Origin of the sequence: Synechococcus sp. CBW1006, from assembly GCF_015840525.1 — a bacterium.
GTDB lineage: Bacteria > Cyanobacteriota > Cyanobacteriia > PCC-6307 > Cyanobiaceae > CBW1002.
This window is the reverse complement of the sequence record NZ_CP060396.1, coordinates 3392278-3412488: the sequence shown is the minus strand read 5'-3', so window position 1 is coordinate 3412488 and position 20211 is coordinate 3392278. Positions and strand designations below refer to the sequence as shown.

Here is a 20211-nt window from a genome sequence, read left to right as displayed (position 1 = left end):
GTCACTCTGCGTCTCTACGACGCTGTACTGAACACAGGGCTTCTTCCACCCAATCGCAACGAAAAAGCCCGCCATATGGCGGGCTTTTTATGGGTGACGTTCAAATTCTGATGTCGCTTAGCTGGTCCTCAAAGGCAGCCGCCGAAAATGCTCATGCCTGAACAGCTGGTTCCGGCTCAATACCTCCAGGGCTAGAAGCGCTGTCCTGGTTTAGAGCCTCGCTCTGCAGCAGTGGAGAGAAGCGCTCTTTCTCGGGAATCTGAGCAAATTCCGAAACGATGGCACGGAACTCGTCACCATTGAGGGATTCTTTTTCGATCAGAAGTTCAACCACTCGATCCATGCAGTCTCGGTGCTGGGCCACCAAGGCCACCGTTTCGGCGTAAGCCGTCTGCACGATCTGGCGAACGGCGTCATCGATCTTGCTGGCCAGCCGATCGGATCCATCATTGCGGGTCATCAGGTCACGGCCCAGGAATACCTCCTGATTACCGGCCTCAAACGACACCTGGCCCAGATCACTCATGCCGAAGCGGGTCACCATCTGGCGGGCGATGGAGGCCACCTGCTGAATGTCACCACCGGCTCCCGTGGTGACCTCCGAGTGGCCGAACACCACATCCTCTGCGGCTCGACCACCCAGGGCCCCCATGATGCGGGCCCGCAGCTGTGCCCTGCTTACCAGCATCTGCTCCTCATCCGGAGAGAACCAGGTGAGCCCCTGGGCCTGACCGCGAGGGATCAGGGTGACCTTCTGCACAGGGTCATGGGCTTTGACAAGGGTTCCCACCAAGGCATGGCCAACTTCGTGGTAGGCAATCAGCCGTTTGCTGCGCCCATCGGTGAGTGGTTTGCCCTCCATACCGGCAATCACCCGATCAACAGCGTCGTCAATCTCGGCGAGGCCGGTGGCCTGTTTGCGGCGACGGGCCGTCAGGATGGCAGCCTCATTGAGCAGATTTGCGAGATCAGCGCCGGAGAAGCCGGGGGTGCGGCGGGCAATGGTCTCAAGACTCACATCATCGGCGAGGGTTTTGTCGCGGCTGTGAACCTTCAGCACAGCGAGACGACCTTTGATGTCAGGGACATCCACCTGAACCTGACGGTCGAAGCGACCCGGTCGCATCAGGGCTGAATCGAGGACATCCGCTCGGTTGGTGGCAGCGATGATGATGATGCCGCTGTTCCCCTCAAAGCCGTCCATCTCAGTGAGCAGCTGGTTGAGGGTCTGCTCCCGCTCGTCGTTGCCGCCTCCGATGCCGGCGCCGCGCTGACGACCCACCGCATCGATCTCGTCGATAAAGATCAGACACGGACTGTTTTCCTTGGCGCGCTTGAAGAGGTCACGCACACGGCTGGCTCCGACGCCAACGAACATCTCGACGAACTCGGATCCTGAAAGCGAGAAGAACGGCACGCCTGCCTCCCCAGCGATCGCCTTGGCGAGCAGAGTTTTGCCGGTGCCGGGAGGGCCCACCAGAAGCACACCCTTGGGAATCTTGGCCCCGACCGAGGTGAAGCGTTCAGGGGTCTTCAGAAAGGTCACGACCTCCTGGAGATCCTGTTTGGCTTCTTCCACACCGGCCACATCGTCGAATTTGACGCCGGTTTCGGCTTCCATGGCGAAACGGGCTTTGGTCTTGCCGAACTGCATCGCCTGGCCAGGACCACCAGGCATGCCCGAGGAGCGACGGGCCAGGAAGATCAGCGAGCCGATCAGGAGGAGCGGAAAGAGCAGATTGCCGAGCAGGCCCAGAACAGGAGGAGCATTCTTTGGAGGATGAATGTCAAAGCTGATGCCTTGCTCCTTGAGCTTGTTCACCAGCTCAGGTGCCACCCCGGGCAGATCAACCCTGAGGCGCTGAACCCTGTTGTCAAGGTCGGGGTCAACAGCTTCGATCACGGCACTGCGGCCTCCATCAAAAATGTCGACGGCCGTCACACGACCGGCATCGACATAGTCGAGAAACCGCCCATAACTCATGCGGGCCACCGCCGTGTTTCGGGGTGCCGCTGCGGTGCCATCGGGCTGGAGCCGGGAAGTGACCCCGCTGCCAAGCAGTTGCCAGGCGAGAAAGCCGGCCACAGCCAGCGGTAGCAGCCAGAGAGCGATCAGACGCCAGCGCTGGTTCATACCTGAGAGTAATTCTTACCAACTGTAACGCTGCGACAGCGCCAACTGGAGAAAGTTCTTCAAATGCTCCTTGCCATCGCGTGGCCAGCGCTGAAGCTGGATCAGCCGGTCTGAAGCCAGGGGGTGGGCGCGGGGGTCAGGTTCATGGTGGTTGGGCTGAAGGGCTGTTCGATCAGCAGTTCACGACCCTGAAGACGCTCCAGAAGTTCCGGTCCCCCGAGCCCATGGGTCCAGATTTCCACGTCGCCCTCGGGGGGGCAGTGAAAGCTGAGCAGCTCAAAGGGGAACACCACGCGTTCCAGGTAAAACTGATCCGGTCCACAGCAGCGCACGATCACCATGCGCTCTGTGGTGTTGCGATATCCGCAGGACATCAGTTCCAAGGCCAGAGACAGGTGGGATTCTTGGAACCATCAACCCATTAACCCCGTCTCGGTTTGGTGACCATGGCCACGCTTTTTCGGGTTTAACAGTTTCTTCGGTCTTGACCGGGCATCCGCGGGGTTGGCAGGGGAGCCCTACAGACTGCGAAGCGCCACGATCGGATCCAGCCGTGCTGCCCGCCTGGCCGGGACGACGCCGAAGAACAGGCCGATTGATCCCGACAACCCCACGGTGATCAGCACCGTTCCAGCGCCCACAGCCGCCGGTAGGGGTGTGAAGGTTGCCACCGCGGCCACCGCCGCCAGTCCCACGGCACTGCCGATCACGCCGCCGAGGCTGGAGAGCACCAGGGATTCCACCAGAAACTGACGCAGCACGTCGCTGCTGCGAGCACCCAGCGCCTTGCGCAGGCCGATCTCCTGGGTGCGTTCGCTGACCGACACCAACATGATGTTCATGATGCCGATGCCGCCCACGAGCAGAGAGACGGCCCCGATCGCCGCCAGCATCAGGGTCAGCCCACCAGTGATCGTGCTCACGATCGTCAGGGCATCCTTCTGGGTGCGCACGGCGAAGTCGTCCTCCCGCAGCAGGCGGTGGCGCTGGCGCAGCAGGTTGGTGATCTGAAACTTGGCGGCGTTGATGCTGTCGTCGTCGCGGGCTTCCACGCTGATGAAGTTGAGACTCACTCCATAGGTGGGATCACGGCCGCTCAGTTTGCTCACCATGGTGGTCAGGGGTACGTAGGCGGCTTCGTCCTGATTGGAGCCGAACACGGCCCCCTTGGCCCCCAGAACGCCGATCACCTCAAACGACTGATCGCGGATGCGCAGTTGCCGGCCGATCGCGCCTCCGGTGGGCAGGAGCTTGTCACGCAGATCGGGGCCGATCACGGCCACATTGCGTGCGGAGCTCAGATCGCCGCTGTTGAAGAACCGGCCCTGGGCGAGATCAAAGCTGCGTACGGTCAGGAATTCCGGCGTCACCCCCGACACAGACGCGGAGGTGCTCAGACCGCCTGCCTGGATGACTTCGCTGAGGGTGATCTGGGGGGCGACCCGCCGCACGCTCGGCACCTGGGAGGCGATCGCTTCGGCATCCTCCAGCACCAGCGTTTTGGGGAAGTCGATGCCCTGACGACGGGTGTCGTTATTGCCCGGCACCACAAACAGCACGTTGGCTCCGAGGGTGCTGAGCTGGCCTTCGGCCAGGTTCTGGGCTCCCTGACCCACCCCCACCAGGCTGATCACCGAGGCATTGCCGATCACGATGCCGAGCATGGTGAGCAGGCTGCGCAGCCGGTTGGAGCGCAGGGTGGTGAGCGCCATCCCGACCGTTTCGGCCAGCGGAAGTCTCGAGGCCATGGAGGGGATGCAGCCGACCTACAGGATGGACCGATAACCGTCGGCGTTGTGGCTGCGAGCACCACGGTGCACCAACCCCTCCGGAACATCCAGGGTGACGATCTCCCCCTGTCGCAGATCCGTGGTGGCATTGATCACACCCACGATCGCCGGGATGCCGATCCGTTCGGCGATCACGGCGGCATGGCTGTCGCTTCCCTCGGTTTCGGTGATCATCCCCTTGGCCTTGCGGATCGCATCCACATAGGCGGCGGAGGTTTCCGGCACCACCAGAATTTCACCCACCTGCAGCATGGCGGCCTCTTCCGGGGTTCTGGCCAGCCGTACCCGGCCACTCACCGAGCCGCCACCGACGCCGGTGCCCCTGCCCAGCACTGCCGAGACGATCCCCACCTTGATGAAGTCGGTGGAGCCACTGATGCCAGCCAGGGTGCCGGCGGTCTGGACCACCAGATCGCCATCGCTGAGCAGAGCCATCTCGCGGGCGATGCCCATCGCCATGCTGAAGGTGCTGGTGCTGGAGTTCTGCTCCTTCACCAGCAGGGGCGTCACGCCCCAGACCAGTTGCAGTTGCCGTGCGACCGCCACGTCACCGGTGATTGCCAGGATCGGTGTGCTCGGCCTGAACTTGCTGACATTGCGAGCGGTGGCGCCGCTCTTGGTGAGCGTCAGGATCGCGGAAGCACCAAGCTGGCGGGCGATGCTGCTCACCCCCTGGCTGATGGCGTTGGGGATTGTGTTGGCCAGATGGCTGTCAAGCGTGCGGCGCGGGTAATCGCGCTCGATGCGTCGCGCGATCTGATCCATGGTGGCCACAGCTTCCACCGGGAAGTCCCCCACGGCTGTCTCGTTGGAGAGCATCACCGCATCGGTGCCGTCGAGGATGGCATTGGCCACATCGCTCACCTCGGCGCGGGTGGGCCTGGGGCTGGACGCCATCGAATCGAGCATCTGGGTGGCCGTGATGATCGGGATGCCGAGGCTGTTGGCCTTGCGGATCAGCTCCTTCTGAAGCAACGGCACTTCCTCAGCTGGCATCTCCACACCGAGATCACCACGGGCCACCATCACCCCGTCACAGAGGGGAAGGATGGCGTCGATCTGATCGATCGCCTCGAACTTCTCGATCTTCGCCACCACCGGCGTGTTGTGACCCTGGCTGTGGATCAGATCGCGGATCTCCTGCATGTCGGAGGGGTTGCGCACAAAGCTCAGAGCCACCCAGTCGACGCCCTGCTGCAGTCCGAAGGTCAGATCTTCGCGATCCTTGTCGGTGAGGGCTCGGATCGAAAGCTGCACATCGGGGAAGTTGACCCCCTTGTTGTTGGAGAGAACCCCGCCGACCGTGACGCTGCAGTGAAGGGTCTGCTCGGCCTGATCCACCTCCTCCACCAGCATCTCGACCCGGCCGTCATCGAGGAGGATGCGGCTGCCGCAGGGCACTTCGTCGGCGAGTTTGTTGTACGTGACGGTGGCGATGGTCTGGTCGCAGCTCACATCCCTGGAGGTGAGACTGAAGCGATCACCGTTCGCCAACGTGATGGGGCCGCCAACGAAGCGCCCCAGGCGGATCTTCGGACCCTGCAGATCCTGAAGGATGCCGATGTTGGCTCCCATCTGATGCGCCACCTGCCGGATGGTGGCGATCCGGGTGGCATGGTCGGCGTGATCGCCGTGGGAAAAATTGAGCCGGAAGGTGGTGGCACCGGCTTCGATCAGTTGCCTGAGCCGTTCCGGCGATTCGGTGGCGGGCCCGATGGTGGCCACGATCTTGGTGCGACGCATGGGACCGGACAGAACCATCGGTGACAGCCGGAAACTACCATCCAACCTGACGATCTCCAGTCATGGATTTGCGCAGCTATCAGCAGCGCTCCCGGGCCACGGCCCGTTACCCCGATGCTGGTGCCAACCCGATCTATCCCACCCTCGGCCTCTGCGGTGAGGCCGGCGAGGTGGCCGACAAGGTGAAGAAGGTGCTGCGGGATCGCGGTGGTGTGTTCGACGCCGCCGTGCGGGAGGGCCTCAAGGCGGAGCTGGGGGATGTTCTGTGGTACGTGGCTCAACTGGCCACCGAACTGGATTTCGATCTGGAGGAGGTGGCCACCGCCAATCTCGCCAAACTGGCCAGCCGGGCAGCCCGCGACGTGATCGGCGGCAGCGGCGACGATCGCTAGGGCGGATTCGGTAGACCGGAAGGCAGTTTGCGTCTCTGCCATGCACCGCGTCCTGGCGGCGTCCTGGGAAACGTCCTTGCGCGTCCTGCGGCATGCTTTGGTCGTGGGGCTGCTGCTGGGCTCATTGCTGGGGGGGGTCGCCCCTGCGCTGGCGGCCGAGCTGGGCGTGCGCGAGGTGGTTCTGGAGCCCTGCCCCCGCAGTGATGTGGGTGCCCAGCCGGAGCAGGGACGCAGCGGCACAGCCAGTTGTTACGCGTTGCGGGGCGTGGTGGCAAACCCCAGCCGTCGGGCGGTGGTGGATACGGATGTCTACGCCGTGATTCTCGATGCCAGTGGCGAGCCGGTGCTCCAGAACCGCACCCGGGTGGGCTCGATCGGTGATGTGCCGCCCGGCGACTCCGCCTTCGCTCTGCGTCTGGCTGTGCCGGCTGGAACCCCTGGCCCGCTGCAGGTTCGCCATGTCAAGGCGCGGGGATTCAGCGCGCCCGTGCGGCGGCGTGCGGGTGAGAACGATGAACTGCTGCCGCTTGAGCAGGCCCTGGATCCTGTCGACCCTGCCTGAGTGTTGCTGCTCAGGGGTGGTCGCGGTGGATATGGCCATCGCGCCAGCTCCAGATCCACGGACTCAAGGCCAGCAGTTCCTGAAGATCCTGCCGCTGCCGCAGGCTCAACGGGATGAATTCAGTGGCGTAGCTGAACTGGGGATCCCGCACCGACTGGTTCAGCACGATGCTGCCCTCTTCCCCCGAAAACGAGCGATGCAGGGTGCCGATCGGGATCTGCAGGGCACCCATGGCCCGCTGCAGATGCACGACATGGTGCGGCTGATCCCAGGAGGGGTTGAGCAGCACGAAGGTGCGGCTGCCACTGAGCACCAGGTTGTGATCCACCTGATGCTGGTGCCGGTAGAACTGAAAAAAGTCCTCGTCGTCGGGGGGAGAGACAGCCGGACCCTCGTGGACCACCACGTCGGTGCCATTGCTGTGGGGAACGCTGGCATCGAAGAAGGTCACCAGCGGGGTGTGCCGGAAGACGTGGATCGGAACGAAGGTGAGGGTCATCCGTACATCGACGCCTGGGCCATCAGCGAGGCGCTGGCACCGCCCAGCAGGCTCTGGAGCAGTTGCAGGGCGATGAAGGCCAGAATCGCCGACAGGTCGAGGCCACCCAGGGGTGGGATCAGGCCCCGGAAGGCATTGAGGTAGGGATCGGTGATCGAGCTCACGGTGGAGAGCAGCGGGTTGCTCCAGTCCAGGTTGGGGAACCAGCTCAGCAGGACCCGCACCAGCAGGATCAGCGTGTAGATCTCAAGGGTTCTGGCCAGAACGGCCAGCAGCAGGCTGAGGATTTCCATGGGTCGGGTGCCGTCTGCTCGACTCTATGCAGCCTTCTGATCCGGAGCCCGATCCGGAGACGGTGGGGATTCCCCGTTCGCCGCTCCCTGCTCGTCGGCCCGGGCCGGCAGCACGGCGAAGGTACGGTGAAACTTCTCGCTCAGGCTGATCCAGTAGGAGCGCCCATCACTCTGGCGTTTCCGTTCAATGAAATTCTGAGCGAGCAGTTCCTTGATGTGGTCGTAGGCGCCGGAGCCACGCAGCTCCACCAGATCGGACTGCAGCAGTCGCTTCTTCAGCGCGATCGTGGCCAGGGTACGCAGGGCGGCGGTGGACAGGTCCACCGGCAGAAGGCTCTGGACCAGATCGCCGAGGCTGTCCTTGAGCTGCAGCCCGTAGTGCTTGCCCTCCTGGCGGATCTCGAGGGCCGTATCACGATGGGCGTAATCGGCGATCAGGGCGATGAGGCCCAGTTCGGTCTCTTCTGGGGTGGTGGCCGCGATTGCGGCCAGTTCCACCAGGCTGAGGGGGCGCCCCTTCAGATAGAGGATCGCCTCGAGGCGTGCCGGCAGGGAGAGGGTGTCTCGGGCCATCGACGCGAGAGCAGGGGGGAAAGGGCGGCGCTGCGGGCGTCACCGAAACCTAGCGGAGCTGGCAAGGCCAGCTCTGGCGGCCGATTGCACGATCTCGGCATGGCCTATTCGCCGGCCGTGGGCTGCTCCAGCCTGTTGGGAGGTTGATCGGCTCCCAGGAACAATCGGTAGGCGGGATTGCCCGTCTCGTTCCAGTGGCGATAGGCCAGGCCTGCCAGAAACTGCTCCCAGGCCGCCTGCTCGTTCGGAGGCACCTGCAGACCCACCACGATCCGCCCCACGTCGGCGCCCTGGTTGCGGTAGTGAAAGATGCTGATGTTCCAGCTGGCATGGAGTGCCTGCACGAAGGTCATCAGGGCACCCGGTTTTTCCGGGAACTCAAAGCGGTAGAGCAGTTCTTCGCTCTGGGCGGCGGCGGCTACGGCACCGGCGGGCAGGCGTCCACCCACCATGTGGCGCAGGTGCAGCTTGGCCAGTTCGTTGTCCGAGAGATCGAGGCAGGCGAACCCGCCGCTTCGCAGTTCCCCGATCAGCTGCCGGGTGTCGCGGTGGCCGCGGATCTGGACCCCGATGAAGATGTGCGCCACCCGGGGATCGGCCATGCGATAGCTGAATTCGGTGAGGCTGCGCCCCCCCAGGAGCTCACAGAACTGACGCAGGCTGCCGGGCCGCTCCGGAATCTCCACGGCCAGCATCGCTTCGCGCTCCTCGCCCAGTTCGGCCCGTTCCGCCACGAAGCGGAGTCGATCAAAGTTCATGTTGGCGCCGCAGGCCACTGCCACCAGGGTCCGCCCTTTCAGGCCCCGCCGTGCCACGTCGGCCTTCATGCCGGCCACCGCCAGGGCTCCGGCCGGCTCGAGGATCGAGCGGGTGTCCTCGAACACGTCCTTGATCGCGGCGCAGATCTCGTCGGTGCCCACGGTCACCATCGCATCCACGTATCGCTGCGCCAGCGCGAAGGTGTGCAGCCCCACCTGCCGCACCGCCACCCCATCGGCGAACAGGCCGACCTGCTCCAGGATGACTCGCTCCCCGCAAGCCAGGGAGCGGGTCATCGCATCGGCGTCGGTGGGTTCCACGCCGATCACCTCCACAGCGGGCCAGAGGCTTTTCACATAGGCGGCGATGCCGCCGATCAGGCCGCCGCCACCCACTGCCACGTAGATGGCATCGGGGGGTGAGGAGCACTGCCGCAGGATTTCAAAGGCGATCGTGCCCTGGCCGGCGATCACCTCCGGATCGTCGAAAGGGTGGATGAACGTGAGTCCGCGCTCGATCTCCAGCCGCCGGGCTTCCGCGCAGGCCGCGTCGTAGTTGTCGCCATGCAGCACCACCTCGGCGCCTCGGGCCGCCACGGCCCGCACCTTCATCTCCGGCGTGGTGACCGGCATCACGATCACCGCGGTGCAGCCGAGCTTGCGGGCCCCGAGGGCCACGCCCTGGGCATGGTTGCCGGCGCTGGCGGCGATCACCCCCCGTTCCAGCTCGGCGGCAGAGAGCGACGCCATCTTGTTGTAGGCGCCCCGCAGCTTGAAGCTGAACACCGGCTGCAGGTCTTCGCGCTTGAGCAGCACGGTGTTCTCAAGCCGGCCCGAAAGGTTGGGGGCCGCATCGAGTGGCGTTTCGATCGCCACGTCGTAGACGCGCGCCCGCAGGATGCGTTGCAGGTAACTGCTCGCTTCGGGCAACGGCTCGTCCCTGCCGTTGGCATCACTGCCGAAGGCCTGCCCGTCGGTGGTCGGCCCGCAGCTGGTCTGGGACGCGACGGCGCGGGATGAAGGGGCACTGGAGCGTGGGTCGATCATGGGCGTCAGTGTCGCAACCCCCTGTAGCGGATGTCGCCGTCCCCCGGGAACGACCACCTAGATTGACCTCCACGAGAGAGCCAGGGCATGCATCTCAGCGAGCTGAGTCACCCCAATCAATTGCATGGGCTCAGCACCGCTGACCTTGAGGCGATCGCACGACAGATCCGGGAGCGCCACCTGGAGGTGGTGTCCACCAGCGGCGGCCACCTCGGTCCTGGACTTGGCGTGGTGGAACTCACCCTGGCCCTCTATCAGACCCTCGACCTCGATGAGGACCGGGTCGTGTGGGACGTGGGCCATCAGGCCTACCCGCACAAACTGATCACCGGCCGCTACAACGATTTCGACAGCCTGCGCCAGAAGAGCGGGGTGGCCGGTTATCTCAAACGCAGCGAGAGCCGCTTCGACCACTTCGGTGCCGGCCACGCCTCCACCTCGATCTCGGCTGCCCTGGGCATGGCCCTGGCGCGAGATCGCCGTGGCGAGGATTTCAAATGTGTGGCCGTGATCGGTGATGGCGCCCTCACCGGTGGCATGGCCCTGGAGGCGATCAACCACGCCGGCCATCTCCCCCGCACCCGATTGCTGGTGGTGCTGAACGACAACGACATGTCGATCAGCCCGCCGGTGGGGGCTCTCTCCACCTACCTCAACCGCATGCGGCTGAGCCCGCCGGTGCAGTTCCTCTCCGGCAACGCCGAGGAGGCCATCCGCCATCTGCCCTTCCTGCATGGCGAGCTGCCCCCGGAGCTGGAGCGCATCAAGGAGGGCATGCGCCGCCTGGCCGTTCCCAAGGTGGGTGCCGTCTTCGAGGAACTGGGTTTCACCTACATCGGCCCGATCGACGGCCACAACATCCCCGAGATGGTGCGCACCTTCGAGCTGGCTCATCGCACTGAAGGCCCCGTGCTGGTGCACGTGGCCACCACCAAGGGCAAAGGCTATCCCTATGCCGAAGCCGATCAGGTGGCCTATCACGCCCAGTCGGCCTTTGACCTTAAAACCGGCAAGGCCTATCCCTCCAGCAAGCCGAAGCCGCCCAGTTACAGCAAGGTCTTCGGTCAGACCCTGGTCAAGATCTGTGAGCAGGATCCGCGGGTGGTGGGAATCACCGCCGCCATGGCCACGGGCACCGGGCTGGATCTGCTCGAGAAGGCCCTGCCCAAGCAATACATCGATGTCGGCATCGCCGAGCAACACGCCGTCACCATGGCGGCCGGCATGGCCTGTGAGGGGCTGCGGCCGGTTGTGGCGATCTACAGCACCTTCCTGCAGCGCGCCTATGACCAGCTGATCCACGATGTGGGCATCCAGAACCTGCCGGTCACCTTTGTGATGGACCGGGCCGGCATCGTCGGAGCCGACGGCCCCACCCATCAGGGCCAGTACGACATCAGCTACCTGCGTGCCGTGCCCAACTTCACGGTGATGGCTCCGAAGGACGAAGCCGAACTGCAGCGCATGTTGGTGACCTCCATCCACCACACCGGCCCCTGCGCGATTCGCATCCCTCGCGGTGAAGGCGAGGGGGCTCCGCTGATGGAAGAGGGCTGGGAGCCTCTGGAGATCGGCCGGGGTGAACTGCTCACCGATGGCGACGACCTGCTGATCGTGGCCTATGGAGCCATGGTGGCGCCAGCCATGGCCACCGCCGGTCTGTTGCAGGAGAAGGGAATCCGGGCCGCCGTGGTCAATGCCCGTTTCCTTCGCCCCCTTGATGAAGCCCTGATCCTGCCGCTGGCTCGCCGCATCGGTCGGGTGGTGACCATGGAGGAGGGTGCCCTGCCCGGTGGCTTCGGTGCGGCCGTGGTCGAGAGTCTCAACGATCACGATGTGCTGGTACCGGTGCTGCGCCTCGGCATTCCTGACGTGCTGGTGGATCACGCCACCCCGGAGCAGAGCAAGCTGACCCTGGGTCTGACGCCACCCCAGATGGCGGAGCGGATCCAGCAGCGCTTTGCGGGCGTCTTCGTGACCGCGGAACGCCAGGCGCTTCCGGTCTGAGCCGGGTGCATCACAGAACGGCTGTGCCGTGATCGACGGCGAGCATCTCACATGCGACGTGCTGATCGTTGGAGCAGGGCCGTCTGGGGGCCACCTGGCCCGGCTGCTCGCGAGCCACGGTGTGGATGTGCTGCTGGTGGATCAGCTGCCCGATCTGAGGCGGGCGGCCTTCAGCAGTGCTGCCCTGCCGATCGAGGCTGTGGCATCGTTTGGCCTGCCGGCTGAAGTCGTGGCCAGCCGCTGGCGCAGCTGGCAGTTGATCGGTCCAGCCCAGGCCTCGCGCCACTGGAGCTCGGCCGTACCCCTGGGGGTCGTGCTCGACTTCGGCGCCCTGCGGCTCTGGTTGGCGGAGCAGTGCCGCTGCTGGGGGGGACGCGTCGAGCTGGGCCTTCGGGCCCTTGGCTGTCAGGAGGTGTCTGGTGGTCTGCTCACCCACCTGCGCCGCAGTGATGGTTGCCCTGTGGTTGTGCGCAGCAGCTGGGTGGTGGATGCCAGCGGCCAGGGGCGCGCCCTGCTGGGCGATCCGTCAGAGCTGGTGGTGGGGCGTGGCGTGGAATGGCTGCTGCAGGTGGATCCTTCGCCAGCGCAGCGCTGGGCCGATCAACTCACCTTCCTGCTCGGCAGCGACTGGGTGCCTCAGGGCTATGGCTGGGTGTTCCCGATGCAATGCGGCCGGCTGAAGCTGGGGGTCTGCCGCCTGGATCAGCCGCTCTGTGCCTCCTCCTCCAGCCGCCAGCGTCCCCTTGGGCCTGATCTGCAGACCCTGCTGTGCCGCCTGGATCTGGACGGTGCCCGGGTGCTGGACCGCCACGGCGGCCTGATTCGCAGCCGTATCGATCGCCGTGAGCCCCATGGCCGCGGGCGCCTGATCGGCCTGGGTGATGCGGTGAGCACCGCCAACCTGCTCGGTGGTGAGGGGATTCGCCATGCGATGGCCAGCGCTGGCCTGCTGGCGCCGCTGCTGTTGCAGGAGCGTGATCCTGATCGCCTGCGGCGGCGCTACCAGCGGCAGTTGAGCAGGCACTTCGGCTGGCGCTGGCCCCTGAGTGGCCGGCTGGCACGGCGCACCTGGCTGGCGTTGCGGGATCGCCGTGCTGATCACCGTCTGGAGAGGTTGCTGGCCGGCCTCGAGACCTGCGAGGCCGCCGATCTTTCCGCCCTGCTGTTCGACTACCGCTTTGAGCGGTATGGCCTGCGGGCGTTGCCCTATCTGCTGGGCTGGCGCTGACGACGTCGACGTCTGGCTGGATTCCGTCTCGGTCTGGTTCCCATCAAAAAAGCGGCCCCTTGGGACCGCAGGCAGGCCAGGTCTCTGGCCTGCGATCTCAATCGGCGGGTTCAGACCACGCCGCGGGAGGCCAATCCGAGGATGGCGCCGATGCCGAAGATGTGCCCCAGGCTGGTGGTGGCCAGCAGGGAGGCATGGCTCATGCCGCCGAACATGGCGGAGTTGGGCAGTTGGGCGCCCACATTGGGCTGTTGGATGGTGGCCTTGCCGATCGCGATGGCGATCACGTTGCAGACGATCATCACCAGGGCCACTTTCGGGGACCAGGAGATAGAGGCAGGGGCCAGAGCCAGAAGCGGAGCGATCATGAAGCAAAAGCCGACGACCCATCTTCCGGGCAGCGCGGCCTTCAGCCGATTCCCCTTAAGACTTGTTCATGCCGCCGGCGCTGCCTTGGCGGACGCTGCCCACGCCGGCGAAGCCCAGCAGCACCAGCAGGTTGCTGATCGTGAGGAAGCTCTCAGCCCCGCCGTGGAGCAGGTCGACGTTGGCGAGCTGGTCGCCGAAGCGCACCTGGGCGATCACCGCCGCCACGATCGTGATCGCCACGAACAGAAGCGTGGCCTGGAAGCCGCGCAGGGCCAGGCGCGGGAATCCACGGATCCTTGACGCCCACCAGAGAAAGGCCAGATAGGGCAGCAGGGAGAGCACGAACAGGGGTGCCGGATCGATACGGGCCAGCAGGGTCAGAACGCTCATGGCTGGCTGGTCGGCAGGGTGGAGCTGATGACGGTTCCGGGGGGTGAGACGTCGGCGGCACTGGTCGGCAGGGGCTGGTGGCGCCAGAGATTCCAGGCCGCCAGCGCCAGGGCGGAATTACCGAGGGCGGTGCATCCCGCCTGAAAGACCACCAGCCCATCCAGGGCCGGGGTGTTGTCGAACAGGTGCCAGGTGCAGGCCGCCATGGCGCTCACCAGGGCCGGCAGCATCGCCAGGGCCAGCCAGCGCCAGCCCCCCTCCTGGCGGCGACGTCCCCAGACCACCACCGCCACGATCGCCGCCATCCACTCCAGCACCGAGGTGATGTGGATCCACCAGGTGGGCAGGGACAGGGCATGCATGGCAGGGGAGCCCGCGGTGATCCGTAATGTACGGAGCCTGCCCGGGTGCGTGTTCCATGCAGGCCCTGCTCTGCGGTTATTACGGCGAGCACAACCTCGGCGACGACGCCCTGCTTCAGGCCCTGCTGGCCCAGCTTCCCTCGGGTTGGAGCGCCCTGGTCACCGCCCACGACGAAGCCGAGGTTCAGCACCGATTCGGTGTGAAGACGGTGCAGCGCCGGGGGGTGGCGGGGGTGCTGCGGGCCTTGGATCGCTGCGATGCCCTGGTGTTCGGCGGCGGCAGCCTGCTGCAGGACTCCACCAGCTTTCGCAGCCTTCTGTATTACGCCGCTCTGATCCTCAAGGCCCGCTGGCAGGGGAAACCGGTCATCCTCTGGGGTCAGGGCCTCGGACCCCTGCGCCGCCGTCGCAGTCGCGCCCTGGTGGGGTTGGTCCTGCCCAGGGCCACGGCGATCAGCTGGCGAGACCCGGACTCCGCCAGCCTGGCCAGACGCTTGGGTGCCAAGGGTCTGGTGGGCAGCGACCCGGTCTGGGGCCTGGCGGTCACAGCTCCTTCTGCGTCTCCGCAGGAGCGGCCGATCGTGCTCTGCTGGCGACCAGTGGCGCAGCTGCGGGGCGAGGCCTGGCGGCCCTACCTCGAGGCAGCCGCGGCCCTGGCCCTGTCGGCCGATCGCACCGTGCTGTGGATGCCATTTCACCGGCACCAGGACCAGGGCCTGCTGGCCCGTCTTGAGGCTGAAGGATTGGTGCCGCCAGCCTTGCTGGAGCGCAGCCGCGAGCTGACGGTGCGCTGTCCAGAGGAGGCGATGGCCGTGTTCGCCCAGGCCGGTCTGGTGATTGCCATGCGCCTGCATGGACTGATCCTGGCTGCCCTGTCCGGAGCTCCCTGTGCGGCTCTCAGCTATGACCCCAAGGTGGCCGTTGCCGCAGCGGCGATCGGTTGTCCTTGTCAGGATCTGGCTGATCTGCCCGACTCTGCTGCCCTTCTCGCCTCCTGGCGCGCCGTGCTGGATGTGCCGATGGAGCGCGAGCGCATCGAAGCTCAGCGCGCTGACGCAGCTGTTCACCAGCAGCTCCTGCTCCAGGCCCTCCACTGAATCGCGAGTGGCATGGCTGCTGACACGAGCGGATTGTCAGGGGCGTTTCAGCCTGCAATCCTCCAGGCTGGTCTCCCAGCTGCCATCGGATCCTCGGGTCTGTGCGAAGGCTCCATCGCCCTTGACCCACCACACCATTGAGGCGTCGTCGCTGTAGCGGGCACCCGACCCGGAGACGATGTTGGGCAGGGTCTGCCGGCTCCCCCCAGGCAAGATCAGGCGGACAAAGGCAAGGCTGTCGTCGTTGAGGCTGTAATAGCTGGCTCTCACCTCTCCGCCGCCGCGGCAGCGATAGTGGGCTTGTTCACGCAGCTCCACACGCAGGGGTGCCGCCTCGGTCAGGGGAATCCGCCCTTTCAGAGACGCGGCCATGGCCGAGCCCTGCAACAGCGGCATCAAACCCAGGGCAAGGCTTGACCCGACCAGTCTCGGAAGCGTGAGAGTCGTCATGGAGACGGATCAGGATGGAGAGAAATCAGCATGGCGACAGATCAGGCCGTGCAGTTCTGGTTGCCAGGCTGTTTCATGCAGGACCGCCGGACAGCATGCCGCTGGAGACCATGGACTAGGCAGCTATACCGCTGAAAGTCGTGCACCTGGATTGTGGGCTGAGGATTGTGAGCTGACAACGCGGGCTCGTGCTCAGGGTTGCGCCGTCAGTTGCACCTGATCGATACGCTGTCCCTTGCTGTCCCAGGCCCGCAGCTCAAGTTGGGTGGGAGTGAAATCGAGTTCAGCGAAGCTGTAGACACTGGCGGCCCGGGCGCTGCGGGCGTTGGCTTTGACCGGTCGCAGCCAGGCCCCAGCACCGCCCACCGTGAGGTAAGTGATGCCATCAATCGGCTTTGTGCGCTCGTAGTTGTGCTCGTGGCCGTTGATGTACAGCTGCACGCCGTGTCGTTTGAACAGTGGTGTGAGTCGATGGATCAGGTGCGGCTGGTCGCCGTAATGACCCGATGAGTAAATCGGATGGTGGCCTACCACCACCTTCCAGGGGGCCTTGGAAGCGCTCAGGGCACTCTGAAGCCACGGTAACTGTCGGTTCCAGTCGGCGTTGCCATTGGTGTCGAGCAGAAAAAACTCCACCGGCCCTCGTCGCAGGCTGTACCACCGTCCTGCCATGCCGAAGGGTTTGTAGTGGAGCTGCGGAGTGCCGTTCGCGGTGCGGATGTCGTGATTGCCCAGCACCGCATGAAAGGGCACCCCCGCCTGAAGCAGGGCCCGGTAGGGACGCTCAAAGGTGGACTGCACCAGCTTGATGTTGCCGTCTGGATAGATGTTGTCTCCGCCCATCAGCACCAGATTGACTGGCTCTCGGCGATGCAATGCGGCCATGCGATCGGCCACGGCCTGTTGATTGGCGTTGCCGCTGCCGCTGTCAGCGATCGCCAGAACCCGCAATCTGGTGGGCGGGCCCTGACTTGCAGACCGGCCAGACCGGGGAATGAACCAGGGCGCTGCTGCGATGGCGATGCCCAGAGAGGGCAACATTCTGAGCAACTGACGGCGGCGCAGCCGAGGCAACTGGCCTTGCAGACTCCGGGGGAACGGGGCCATGGGGCGGATATCGCAGCCGACACCCTAGGGGTGTTTGCCCTGAATGCTTTGCAGTGCGGCCAGCACCTCCTGGCTGTGCAGGGTGGGGCGAACCGCCACCCAGCGCTGCCGCAGGATGCCGGCCGGATCGATCAGAAAGGTATGCCGTTGTGAGAATGGGGGGATCCAGGAGCCGTAGCGTTGGCTCACGGTGCCACCCGGATCAGAGAGCAGAGGGAAGGCCAGCCCTTCGCTGTCGCAGAAGGACGCGTGGGCCTCGGGATCATCGGCGCTGATGCCGACCACGTTGGCATCCAGCGCAGCAAAGGCGGCCAGGTCACGCTGGAAGCCACGAGCTTCGAGCGTGCAACCGCCGGTGAAATCCTTGGGATAGAAATAGAGCACCAACCAGCGGCCGGCGAAGTCGGTGAGACTGCGGTGGATGATGGCTCCAGCCACGACGCCCTCAAGATCAAAGGCCGGAGCCTCTGTATCGAGCGAAGGAAGTGTGCCTCCCATTGCAAAAGCCTGCCTGGGATGTCCAAGCAGGCCAAGAGCCGCCATGGCCAGGCCTTGAAGAAGGGGTCGGCGATGCATGGCAGGATTCAGAACTTGATGGCGGCGTCAGCCTCAGCTGCCCCAGCAGAGCGGCCGGAGCCGATGCTCTTCAGATTTTGGCCAGGTTGACCCCCAGTTCGCGGGCATAGGCACCCAGGCCTTTCTTCTGAATGGTCTTGAGGGCACGGGTGGAGACCCGCAGCTTCACGAAGCGTTTGCCCTCGGCCCACCACAGGCGTCGCTCCTGGAGGTTCACCTGCTGAAGTTTCTTGGTGCGCACGTGGGAGTGGCTGACGGCCATCCCGTTGTTGGCGCGCTTGCCGGTGAGCTGACAAACCCGGGACATGACGTTCTACCGAAACAACACAACGCTCGGGCATCAACGCCCAAGCGAAGATCTTACCAAAGGGGCCCCAGGCATGGTTGGGGCCCCGGTTCAAGCTGGCCCGGAGGGCCGGATTCAGCTTCAGAGGCCCCGTTCCATCAGCCGGCCCATCAGATCACCGCTGCGCTGCTGGAAGCCCGCCAGCTGATTCGGCTCCAGACCTCCCACAGCCAATCGGGCCAGCTCATAGATATGGCGGCTCAGGTCGCTGGAGAGTTGCTGACTGGGGGAGCTGGCCGCAGCGGCGGGCGAGGTGAGAACCGCGCCAGCGGAGAGCTTCAGCAGGCCCTCCACAAGCCGGTGACGGCGGTTGATCACCAGCACGTGATGATCGGGCAATCCCGGCAGGCGCTGCTCCATCAGGGCGCCCATGTCGTTGATACGGCGCATCTGTTCCGGCAACAGGATCAGGGCGGCCGGGGCACTGTCGCCCTTGAGGGCCTGCACCTGGATGGTCACCCTGTCGTCGTTCAGGGCACTGCGGAACAGGTCTCGCAACTTCTCAGAGGCGTCTTTGCCATCGGCATCGGCCAGCTCGCTCTCCTGTTCCTTGAGGCTGTCGTCGAGTTCGGCATCGACCCGCTGGAATTTCAGCTCCTCGTGGCGGTGTTCCAGCCAGGGGATGAACTGGGTGTCGATGAAGGTGTCCGCCAGCAGCACCTCGGCGCCCTGGCTGCGCCACAGGGCCAGTGCCCCGGCCTGGCCGGCTTCATCGGTGCAGTAGAGGATGCGTTTGTCGTTGCCGGCAGTGAGGCGGCTGCGATAGCCGGAGAGCGTGGTGTAAGTCTTCCCATCGGTGGGGATGGGATCGAGGGCAGTTGCTTCGGCAGCGGCGTTGTCATCGGTATCGCTGGAGGGCGATTCAGCCGCAGGAGCCGTGGTGCCGAACAGCACCAGATCAGCCACCTGGTCGGCGAACTTCTCGTCTTCCATGGCACCGATCTTGATGAAGGGGGCCAGCGATTCCCAGATCTCGGCGTAGCGCTTCGGTTCGTCGCGATGCAGCTGCTTGAGCCTGTCGCCCACCTTCTTGGCCACGAAACCGCCGATCGAGCGCACCCGTCGGTCGGTCTGCAGGGCCGAGCGGCTCACGTTCAGGGGAATATCCGGCGAATCGATCACGCCGCGCAGGGGCAGCAGATAGCGCGGCACCACCTCCTTGATGGAGTCGCTCACAAACACCTGGTTGCAGTAGAGCCGGATCTCTCCCTTCTCCCAGTCGGCCCGGCCGCTGGAGCGGGGGAAGTAGAGAATTCCCTGGAGGTTGTAGGGGTAATCGGTGTTGAGATGCACCCAGAGCAGCGGGTCACCCTGGAAGGGGTAGAGATACCGATACAGCTCGATATAGTCGTCATCCTTCAGCTCGCGGGGGCTTCTGCGCCACGGCGCCTCCCGCTTGTTCACCGTTTCACCCTCGAGCTGCACCGCCACCGGCAGGAAGTCGCAGTAGGTGGTGATCAGGGTGCGGATGCGGGAGGGCTCGATGTATTCGAGTTCCTCCTCCATCAGGTGCAGGATCACATCGGTGCCCGGCTCGCTGCGCTCAGCGCTCTCGAGGCTGAAATTGGGCGAGCCATCGCAGCTCCAGCGCACGGCCTCGCTGCCGTCGCGGGCGCTGAGCGAGACCAGCTCCACCTGCCTGGCCACCATGAAACTGGAGTAGAAGCCGAGGCCGAAGTGGCCGATGATGGCGTCGTCTTCCTGCTTGTATTTCTCGAGAAAGTCTTCAGCGCTGGAGAAGGCCACCTGGTTGATGTAGCGCTTCACCTCATCGGCTGTCATGCCGATGCCGTTGTCGCTGATCGTGAGGGTCTTGGCGTCCCGATCGATGCGGATCTGGATCTCGCCTTCCTGACCTTCACTGCAATCGCCGCCCATGGCGGCCATGCGGCGCTTGCTGATGGCATCGACGCCGTTGCTCACCAGTTCCCGCAGAAACACCTCATGACCGCTGTAGACGGCCTTCTTGATGATCGGGAAGATGTTTTCTGTATGGATCTGAATCTGGCCTGTCTCTTCCAGCACCGGCATTGGTCAGGTTTGGATCACTGCTGCTGACCGTAGAGGCCTGGTGGTGAACTGCTCAAGCCATCAGAGGGAGGGGTCTCCGAACTTGTCGCTTGATGCCATCAGGACAACCTCACTGAAGCCACCACAACTCGAGAAGGTCGAGTCGGCCTCTCAACCGTCTTGTTCTTGTTGGGGGTCAGGTGCCTGGGAAGCGGGAGACACGCTGCCGTATGGATCCCCGCAGCCTCAGCCTGCTCGCTGGAGCTCGGGTTTCTCTTCCGGAAGGATGGCCCCCTCCACGGGGCATACCTGCAGACAGATGCCGCAGTCAATGCAGGTGTCGAAGTCGATCCAGAAAAAGCCCGTGCCCTTGCTGTTGGCCCCCTGGCCGGGATGAATGCAGGCCACCGGGCAGGCATCGACGCAGTCGGCCACGCCCTCGCACACATTGGTGACGATCGTGTGGGCCATGCAGGGT

The 20211-nt window shown here is 64.8% G+C and carries 22 protein-coding genes; 5 read left to right on the top strand and 17 right to left on the bottom strand.

Going from position 1 to position 20211, the window contains the following annotated elements; all coding sequences use genetic code 11:
* Nucleotides 1-151 precede the first annotated feature (151 nt).
* The 4 genes from ftsH to pyk form a co-directional block, all read right to left on the bottom strand.
* Entirely contained in the window at nt 152-2134 is a 1983-nt protein-coding gene (gene ftsH, locus H8F26_RS16850; RefSeq protein WP_197155911.1) for an ATP-dependent zinc metalloprotease FtsH, read from the bottom strand.
* Nucleotides 2135-2235: 101 nt separating this feature from the next.
* Nucleotides 2236-2508, bottom strand: a complete 273-nt coding sequence (locus H8F26_RS16845) for a DUF1830 domain-containing protein (RefSeq protein ID WP_231597921.1) — start codon at nt 2506-2508, stop codon at nt 2236-2238.
* Nucleotides 2509-2652: 144 nt separating this feature from the next.
* Nucleotides 2653-3882, bottom strand: coding sequence for an ABC transporter permease (locus H8F26_RS16840; protein ID WP_197155907.1), 1230 nt, complete (start codon nt 3880-3882; stop codon nt 2653-2655).
* 18 nt (nt 3883-3900) lie between these two features.
* Nucleotides 3901-5685, bottom strand: a complete 1785-nt coding sequence (pyk, locus tag H8F26_RS16835; protein ID WP_231605314.1) for a pyruvate kinase — start codon at nt 5683-5685, stop codon at nt 3901-3903.
* A gap of 44 nt (nt 5686-5729) precedes the next feature.
* Here pyk and H8F26_RS16830 point away from each other — a divergent pair, with 44 nt between their 5' ends.
* Both H8F26_RS16830 and H8F26_RS16825 read left to right on the top strand, forming a co-directional pair.
* Nucleotides 5730-6059: a nucleoside triphosphate pyrophosphohydrolase family protein gene (locus H8F26_RS16830; RefSeq protein ID WP_197155905.1), complete on the top strand. Its 330-nt coding sequence runs from the start codon at nt 5730-5732 to the stop codon at nt 6057-6059.
* Between the two features lie 40 nt (nt 6060-6099).
* Complete coding sequence (locus H8F26_RS16825; RefSeq protein WP_231605313.1) at nt 6100-6621, top strand: hypothetical protein; 522 nt, start codon at nt 6100-6102, stop codon at nt 6619-6621.
* A 10-nt stretch (nt 6622-6631) separates the two neighbouring features.
* On the opposite strand, the gene H8F26_RS16820 is transcribed toward H8F26_RS16825, so the two are convergent.
* The 4 genes from H8F26_RS16820 to ilvA form a co-directional block, all read right to left on the bottom strand.
* Nucleotides 6632-7120, bottom strand: a complete 489-nt coding sequence (locus H8F26_RS16820; RefSeq protein WP_197155903.1) for a hemagglutinin — start codon at nt 7118-7120, stop codon at nt 6632-6634.
* The gene (locus tag H8F26_RS16815; RefSeq protein WP_197155902.1) at nt 7117-7413 is read right to left on the bottom strand and encodes a YggT family protein; all 297 of its coding nucleotides are present in this window, start codon (nt 7411-7413) and stop codon (nt 7117-7119) included. Before H8F26_RS16815 ends, H8F26_RS16820 begins: the two co-directional genes overlap by 4 nt.
* A gap of 24 nt (nt 7414-7437) precedes the next feature.
* Nucleotides 7438-7986 carry an SMC-Scp complex subunit ScpB gene (gene scpB / locus H8F26_RS16810; protein ID WP_197155901.1) on the bottom strand — a complete coding sequence of 183 codons (549 nt, stop codon included), beginning with the start codon at nt 7984-7986 and terminating at the stop codon, nt 7438-7440.
* Between the two features lie 104 nt (nt 7987-8090).
* Nucleotides 8091-9791 carry a threonine ammonia-lyase, biosynthetic gene (gene ilvA, locus H8F26_RS16805; RefSeq protein WP_197155900.1) on the bottom strand — a complete coding sequence of 567 codons (1701 nt, stop codon included), beginning with the start codon at nt 9789-9791 and terminating at the stop codon, nt 8091-8093.
* 87 nt (nt 9792-9878) lie between these two features.
* Between ilvA and dxs the strand changes: the two genes are divergently transcribed.
* Both dxs and H8F26_RS16795 read left to right on the top strand, forming a co-directional pair.
* Nucleotides 9879-11798, top strand: coding sequence for a 1-deoxy-D-xylulose-5-phosphate synthase (gene dxs, locus H8F26_RS16800; RefSeq protein ID WP_197155899.1), 1920 nt, complete (start codon nt 9879-9881; stop codon nt 11796-11798).
* 28 nt (nt 11799-11826) lie between these two features.
* Nucleotides 11827-13026 carry an NAD(P)/FAD-dependent oxidoreductase gene (locus H8F26_RS16795; protein ID WP_231605312.1) on the top strand — a complete coding sequence of 400 codons (1200 nt, stop codon included), beginning with the start codon at nt 11827-11829 and terminating at the stop codon, nt 13024-13026.
* A gap of 110 nt (nt 13027-13136) precedes the next feature.
* Here the strand turns inward: H8F26_RS16795 and psaK are convergent, their stop codons facing one another.
* The 3 genes from psaK to H8F26_RS16780 are packed head-to-tail and all read right to left on the bottom strand — an operon-like array spanning nt 13137 to nt 14147.
* Nucleotides 13137-13394: a photosystem I reaction center subunit PsaK gene (gene psaK, locus H8F26_RS16790; protein WP_197155898.1), complete on the bottom strand. Its 258-nt coding sequence runs from the start codon at nt 13392-13394 to the stop codon at nt 13137-13139.
* Nucleotides 13395-13449: 55 nt separating this feature from the next.
* Nucleotides 13450-13785 carry a DUF3593 domain-containing protein gene (locus H8F26_RS16785; protein ID WP_197155897.1) on the bottom strand — a complete coding sequence of 112 codons (336 nt, stop codon included), beginning with the start codon at nt 13783-13785 and terminating at the stop codon, nt 13450-13452.
* Nucleotides 13782-14147, bottom strand: a complete 366-nt coding sequence (locus tag H8F26_RS16780; protein WP_197155896.1) for a DUF2499 domain-containing protein — start codon at nt 14145-14147, stop codon at nt 13782-13784. Before H8F26_RS16780 ends, H8F26_RS16785 begins: the two co-directional genes overlap by 4 nt.
* Nucleotides 14148-14203: 56 nt before the next feature.
* On the opposite strand from H8F26_RS16780, the gene csaB reads away from it, so the two are divergent.
* Nucleotides 14204-15244, top strand: coding sequence for a polysaccharide pyruvyl transferase CsaB (csaB, locus tag H8F26_RS16775; protein ID WP_197155895.1), 1041 nt, complete (start codon nt 14204-14206; stop codon nt 15242-15244).
* A 36-nt stretch (nt 15245-15280) separates the two neighbouring features.
* Here csaB and H8F26_RS16770 read toward each other — a convergent pair whose 3' ends face one another.
* From H8F26_RS16770 to H8F26_RS16745, 6 genes are all read right to left on the bottom strand, one after another.
* Complete coding sequence (locus tag H8F26_RS16770; RefSeq protein ID WP_197155893.1) at nt 15281-15616, bottom strand: MliC family protein; 336 nt, start codon at nt 15614-15616, stop codon at nt 15281-15283.
* Between the two features lie 270 nt (nt 15617-15886).
* A complete protein-coding gene (locus tag H8F26_RS16765) occupies nt 15887-16801 on the bottom strand; it encodes a metallophosphoesterase (RefSeq protein WP_231605310.1) in 915 nt (304 codons plus the stop codon).
* Between the two features lie 24 nt (nt 16802-16825).
* Nucleotides 16826-17377 carry a peroxiredoxin gene (locus tag H8F26_RS16760; protein WP_197155891.1) on the bottom strand — a complete coding sequence of 184 codons (552 nt, stop codon included), beginning with the start codon at nt 17375-17377 and terminating at the stop codon, nt 16826-16828.
* 70 nt (nt 17378-17447) lie between these two features.
* Nucleotides 17448-17684, bottom strand: coding sequence for a 50S ribosomal protein L28 (gene rpmB / locus H8F26_RS16755; protein WP_197155889.1), 237 nt, complete (start codon nt 17682-17684; stop codon nt 17448-17450).
* Between the two features lie 120 nt (nt 17685-17804).
* Nucleotides 17805-19754 carry a molecular chaperone HtpG gene (gene htpG, locus H8F26_RS16750; protein ID WP_197155888.1) on the bottom strand — a complete coding sequence of 650 codons (1950 nt, stop codon included), beginning with the start codon at nt 19752-19754 and terminating at the stop codon, nt 17805-17807.
* Nucleotides 19755-19979: 225 nt separating this feature from the next.
* Entirely contained in the window at nt 19980-20204 is a 225-nt protein-coding gene (locus H8F26_RS16745) for a ferredoxin family protein (protein WP_197155886.1), read from the bottom strand.
* Nucleotides 20205-20211: the final 7 nt, after the last annotated feature.

What these genes read in the sequence shown, in the direction of transcription:
- ftsH (WP_197155911.1), bottom strand. Translation starts at nt 2,134, where the DNA reads ATGAACCAGCGCTGGCGTCTGATCGCTCTCTGGCTGCTACCGCTGGCT.
- H8F26_RS16845 (WP_231597921.1), bottom strand. Translation starts at nt 2,508, where the DNA reads ATGTCCTGCGGATATCGCAACACCACAGAGCGCATGGTGATCGTGCGC.
- H8F26_RS16840 (WP_197155907.1), bottom strand. Translation starts at nt 3,882, where the DNA reads ATGGCCTCGAGACTTCCGCTGGCCGAAACGGTCGGGATGGCGCTCACC.
- pyk (WP_231605314.1), bottom strand. Translation starts at nt 5,685, where the DNA reads ATGGTTCTGTCCGGTCCCATGCGTCGCACCAAGATCGTGGCCACCATC.
- H8F26_RS16830 (WP_197155905.1), top strand. Translation starts at nt 5,730, where the DNA reads ATGGATTTGCGCAGCTATCAGCAGCGCTCCCGGGCCACGGCCCGTTAC.
- H8F26_RS16825 (WP_231605313.1), top strand. Translation starts at nt 6,100, where the DNA reads ATGCACCGCGTCCTGGCGGCGTCCTGGGAAACGTCCTTGCGCGTCCTG.
- H8F26_RS16820 (WP_197155903.1), bottom strand. Translation starts at nt 7,120, where the DNA reads ATGACCCTCACCTTCGTTCCGATCCACGTCTTCCGGCACACCCCGCTG.
- H8F26_RS16815 (WP_197155902.1), bottom strand. Translation starts at nt 7,413, where the DNA reads ATGGAAATCCTCAGCCTGCTGCTGGCCGTTCTGGCCAGAACCCTTGAG.
- scpB (WP_197155901.1), bottom strand. Translation starts at nt 7,986, where the DNA reads ATGGCCCGAGACACCCTCTCCCTGCCGGCACGCCTCGAGGCGATCCTC.
- ilvA (WP_197155900.1), bottom strand. Translation starts at nt 9,791, where the DNA reads ATGATCGACCCACGCTCCAGTGCCCCTTCATCCCGCGCCGTCGCGTCC.
- dxs (WP_197155899.1), top strand. Translation starts at nt 9,879, where the DNA reads ATGCATCTCAGCGAGCTGAGTCACCCCAATCAATTGCATGGGCTCAGC.
- psaK (WP_197155898.1), bottom strand. Translation starts at nt 13,394, where the DNA reads ATGATCGCTCCGCTTCTGGCTCTGGCCCCTGCCTCTATCTCCTGGTCC.
- H8F26_RS16785 (WP_197155897.1), bottom strand. Translation starts at nt 13,785, where the DNA reads ATGAGCGTTCTGACCCTGCTGGCCCGTATCGATCCGGCACCCCTGTTC.
- H8F26_RS16780 (WP_197155896.1), bottom strand. Translation starts at nt 14,147, where the DNA reads ATGCATGCCCTGTCCCTGCCCACCTGGTGGATCCACATCACCTCGGTG.
- csaB (WP_197155895.1), top strand. Translation starts at nt 14,204, where the DNA reads ATGCAGGCCCTGCTCTGCGGTTATTACGGCGAGCACAACCTCGGCGAC.
- H8F26_RS16770 (WP_197155893.1), bottom strand. Translation starts at nt 15,616, where the DNA reads ATGGCCGCGTCTCTGAAAGGGCGGATTCCCCTGACCGAGGCGGCACCC.
- H8F26_RS16765 (WP_231605310.1), bottom strand. Translation starts at nt 16,801, where the DNA reads ATGGCCCCGTTCCCCCGGAGTCTGCAAGGCCAGTTGCCTCGGCTGCGC.
- H8F26_RS16760 (WP_197155891.1), bottom strand. Translation starts at nt 17,377, where the DNA reads ATGCATCGCCGACCCCTTCTTCAAGGCCTGGCCATGGCGGCTCTTGGC.
- rpmB (WP_197155889.1), bottom strand. Translation starts at nt 17,684, where the DNA reads ATGTCCCGGGTTTGTCAGCTCACCGGCAAGCGCGCCAACAACGGGATG.
- htpG (WP_197155888.1), bottom strand. Translation starts at nt 19,754, where the DNA reads ATGCCGGTGCTGGAAGAGACAGGCCAGATTCAGATCCATACAGAAAAC.
- H8F26_RS16745 (WP_197155886.1), bottom strand. Translation starts at nt 20,204, where the DNA reads ATGGCCCACACGATCGTCACCAATGTGTGCGAGGGCGTGGCCGACTGC.